At 62.0% G+C, this 4228-nt stretch carries 3 protein-coding genes; 1 reads left to right on the top strand and 2 read right to left on the bottom strand.

Annotated elements, in window-relative coordinates:
- Window positions 1-1106 precede the first annotated feature (1106 nt).
- A complete protein-coding gene (locus ACM5SV_RS36495; RefSeq protein WP_245459811.1) occupies window positions 1107-1382 on the bottom strand; it encodes a hypothetical protein in 276 nt (91 codons plus the stop codon).
- Here ACM5SV_RS36495 and ACM5SV_RS36490 point away from each other — a divergent pair.
- A complete protein-coding gene (locus tag ACM5SV_RS36490) occupies window positions 1299-1895 on the top strand; it encodes a hypothetical protein (RefSeq protein ID WP_026157569.1) in 597 nt (198 codons plus the stop codon). The two genes, ACM5SV_RS36495 and ACM5SV_RS36490, sit on opposite strands and share 84 nt — an antisense overlap.
- Before the next feature lie 1042 nt (window positions 1896-2937).
- On the opposite strand, the gene ACM5SV_RS36485 is transcribed toward ACM5SV_RS36490, so the two are convergent.
- A complete protein-coding gene (locus ACM5SV_RS36485) occupies window positions 2938-3897 on the bottom strand; it encodes a protein-L-isoaspartate O-methyltransferase family protein (protein WP_419425525.1) in 960 nt (319 codons plus the stop codon).
- Window positions 3898-4228 lie beyond the last annotated feature (331 nt).

The following is a 4228-nucleotide window of genomic DNA, read 5'->3' as shown; positions in this document are numbered from 1 at the left end:
CTCCGGCAGTTGATCGCTGGGCATCTCCAGCGGCCCACTCAAATGCGCAGGATCGGCTCCTGACATATCGGTCAGGACTAACGCAGGTCTTCCGCATTGCTGAGAGCGAGGGGCTGCACGTCATCAGATAACGGGCATCGACGACGGGCGCCGCGGTTGTCTATTCCAGGACGGAACGGACCGGACGCTAGCGTTCCCACATATACTCGCTTTACGGCGCTAACAGTCCGGCTGCAGTCGCCGCGGTGTCGCCCGCGCCGACGGACGGCCAGTCGACAAGCAATTACCCGTTCGCAATGGGCTGATCGCCCGAAGGCTTCGGCCTGGGCTTCGGATCCTGCATGATCGGCGGCCCTCCCCTACCGTATAAAACTCTCTGCTCGATTGCATGAAGAGCCGACCGCGTATCACAGCGAGCCTTCGATGGGCAGCCGACCCCGCGGCCCGAGCGAATCCGTGAACCCTAGCTGTCGGTTGGGTGTTGCCTATCGTGCCGTTGTCCGCGGACAACAGGATGATCAGCATGGTAGCCGTCAAGTCGTTTGCACATGGACCAATCTCCGTAGTAACTGAATTTGAGCGGTCGTGAAAATATCTCTGATGCCGCCCTGCTGGTGGATGCAATTGTGGCATTATGGCTGCCCCGATGGCTCTGTCGGGCATTGGAGCAACGGGCTCATACGCCTTACCGGGCAGGCGTGGGCATATTCGGCTCCAAGAGTTCTGAAGAGCTTCGTGGGTGTGCCGACAGGTTTGCAATACCAAGTGGCCGCTCGCTGTCTAAGGAGGAGCAGAGCCCCGCCCATGAAACGAGACCGCGGATTGCTGGCGCAGCAGCTGCGCTCACCGGAAGGGATCCGCAGCAAGGATGGCAGGCGGCCGTGGCGGCGTCATCCTTGCTGCTATTGTGTCTTATTGACGCGACAGTAATTGAGCTCGCCCGTCGCCCGTCGCTCGGTGAAGTTTTTGGCAAAGGCTGGGCTTCGGTCGCAATCCCTGGGTGGATCGTGTTGGCGCGGCGGCGGCCAGCCCCGTCCTTCGGGGCCTCTGCGGTGCGCCTCAGCAACCGTGTTGTTGGGGCTGGTTCGATGGGGTTCGTCTTCCTTCTAAGAATGGTGTTGATCATGATGATGAGCTTTCGCATGGCGACCTTGGGCGGTTTGCCCGCGTCGCGCAGCCTGTTGTGGAACGTCTTGATGGCCGGGTTGCAACGGTTGGCCGAGTGCGTTGCCATATAGAGGGCGCATCGGACAGTGGCGCGGCCGCCAGCGAAATAGCGTTGTCCAGGTGCCGCTGTCGTGAGCCATCGTTGCAACACCGACGAGGGCGGCGAGCTGCTTGTCGTCGATTGCGCCGAGTATGGGCAGTTCGGCGATGAGCACAGCGGCACTGACCTCGCCAATGGCCGGCACGGTCAACAGCAGATTACGGCGTTCGGCCATGTCGGCCTCGGCCTCGATGCCCAGCGGTGGCGGCATGGACTCGGGCGAGCTCGGCCTTGTGGGCGGCGAAGGTCTCGCCATCAGCACTGCGACGGCCTCAGGCGGATGTTCCAGGCGGCTCTTCTGGGCGACCGCCATGTCGATGAGCTGGCGGCGGCGGGTGACACGCGCAGCAAGCGCGAGCCGCAGTCGTCGAAGTGGGGGATCTGTGCCGGCCGCATCGCTCTGGCGAAGTGGAGGATGACGCGGGCGAATTCCTGGACAGTTTTGGCCAAGCGACGGCTGGCCTTGGCGAAGTCGCGCACCAGGCGGGGATTGATGACGGCGACGGCAATGCGGGCGGCCGGCTTGATCGATATCTCGCGCAGTTCGGCTGACGGTCAGCTGGAGATAAGCGCCACGCTCTTGATCGGTGAAAGGCGCCGGGCACGGCAAGCCCAGGGCTTTTTGTGAGGGGTTTTCCCTCGCATGTCCGCCTGCCGGCGTACGCGCGGTACGATCCCCGCTGCCCTCATCAACTACTACTTCGTGCGGGAGTTTCTCTTTGCTGAAAGCGGGAGAGCTCCCTTCGCCCGGGTTGCTGCTCAGCAAGTTGTCCGCGGACAACCCCTCGCCTGGCCCTATCGCCTGCGAGGGAAGGTTATAATGCCTAACCGATTCGTCTGCGATATCCGCGTGGCCGCCAGGCTTGAATTTGCCGCATTGCGGCACTACCTCGTGATGGACTGAAGCGCTTAACCCCTCCGAGCCGCTTCGGTCCGACGGACAGCACTCCTCCTCCCAGGCTGTCGGTCACTATCGAAGCCCGGCGCACCTCTCCCGCGCCGGGCTTTTGTCGTTCTGGCAATCCGCCGCCGGACAGACAGCGCATCCTCACTTTCCATGGGTGTCGATCTGGTCCTGGTGAGACGTGCCGCGATCAGGGAGGCGGGGGGTTATCCGCTTCACCGATTTGCGTCGGGCCCGCAGTATTGCCTCCAACAAGGGAGCCACGAGGGGCTGTCTCCTGAGATCGTGGGTAAGCAAGTCATACGTCACAACCCGACCGGCTCAATCGCCGCCACTTGCTGATCTTCACCGTCAGTCTGAGCGTCGCCATCCAAGAGAAGGCGCCGGATGCCTCGGCTAGGTTGCGCCAGCGTATTAGAGTCAATCACGTCGGCTGTCTACGCGCCGTATTCGGCGCGCGCTGGCCACTGCATTTCAGCATGCCGCGGCCATCAATTTCGTCTGGATCTCGGCCGGCATGGGCAGCCGCTCGGGTCCTGGCGCGCTTGATCCGATCTCACAGATGGCAGGCGGCAAATTTCGACAATAGGCTTTTCGTGCGGGGCAGGGGAAGGATGCCGGCGGCGAGGCTGCACTAAGCTCGAGATAACCAGATTCGAGCTCGGCGCCCTGGGTGTGTTGCCGCCCAAGCCCTTTGCTCCGGATGTTTGGCGTTGCGACGTCGTCGGTCAGAAGTGCGGCCAGCGGATCGCGCCGCCGCGGCGCGCTACGTCGCTCTGGTTCCCTGCGGAGATGGGGCGGGCGGTCTTGCGGACTTGGCCGTGATGGTACAGACGTCGTCATAGCAGAGCGCCCATTGGTCGCCGATATGCCAGCAACGCCCTATCCGCGGCTCCGTCTTCCAGAGCAGGCTTTTGACGAACTCGATGCCGCCGCGCTCGAAGGCGGCGGTCAGCGCGTCGATCTCGTTATCGTCGGTTGTCAATCCACCGTTGGCGCAGACGAAATAAGTTGTGCCGATCCAACGCGCCGCAAATCCACAATCGCCGCGCTCGATACGAAGAGCAGCGCCATGGGACGCATGACGGCCGCTTTTCGGCGGTCGGTCCTGGCGCGGTACGCCAAGTGGCAACACCAGGCGCCCTCCGGGCCGCAGCCTTTCGATCCAGGGTTCCGCGGGCCGCGCGACGGCGAAATTCACATAGATCGCATCCACCGCGTGCTGTGGCCATTGACTGCCGTCGGCGTTAACGACGCTAACATTGGCCCGATCAGCAAGCGCTGCTTGTGCGTGGGCAGCCAGATCAGGATCCATCTCGAGGGCATGGACATGACCGGAAGTGCCGACCAACTCTGCCAGAATGGCGCTGTAATAGCCGGTGCCGGCACCGACATGGACGATGCGATCGCCGCCGATCTGCACGTCCAGTTCCGCCAAGAGTCGGGCATGCAGTGACGGGCTTCCATTGTTGACGCCCTTTTCGGACTGCAGGGCGAACAGTACGTCCTGATAGGCCAGAACCAAGTCGGAGGAGGGGAGGGGGCGATATCCGCCGCCCAGATTGGCGATCTGCCATGGAGGCGCACCGAGGAAGTTCTCGCGCGGGACGGTGGCAAAGGCAGCTTCGATCCGCGGGTTCGTCGTTGCGGCAGTTGCCACTACCTGATGGGCGTAAGCGCGGCGGATCACCGCCAGTTCGTCGGCCGTGAACAGCGGAGTCGGCATCGGCAAATCTCCGGGTGTGGCTTTGATCTGCTCCTCTTTTACGTCCTTTCGGCTCCAAATCCATCTCTATCCCGACTGCTTGACCAATAGGGACGAGAACTCATGACGGAAGTTAAATGGCAATTCTGTTCCATTAGTAAAAATTAAGTTTTTACTTCATATGGTTAACATTCCGGTAGCCGCAAAATTTAACTGTATCGCCGTGTAAGTGGGGCAGATTCGATGGCGCTGCCGGTTTGGCAGGCAGAAGCGTCGAGCGCTGATGACCGTTGGTGGCTCCAGCGTTTAAGCCCGGGCAAGGATGGTGGCCGGGAGAGACGGGATGGGGTGA

It is taken from the genome of Rhizobium sp. CRRU65 (genome assembly GCF_048551595.1).
Lineage (GTDB): Bacteria > Pseudomonadota > Alphaproteobacteria > Rhizobiales > Rhizobiaceae > Rhizobium > Rhizobium leguminosarum_J.
This window is presented reverse-complemented; position numbering and strand designations above follow the sequence as displayed.

Bases quoted from the DNA above. Each gene is read 5' to 3' on its own strand.
- ACM5SV_RS36485 (WP_419425525.1), bottom strand. From the start codon at position 3,897: ATGCCGACTCCGCTGTTCACGGCCGACGAACTGGCGGTGATCCGCCGC.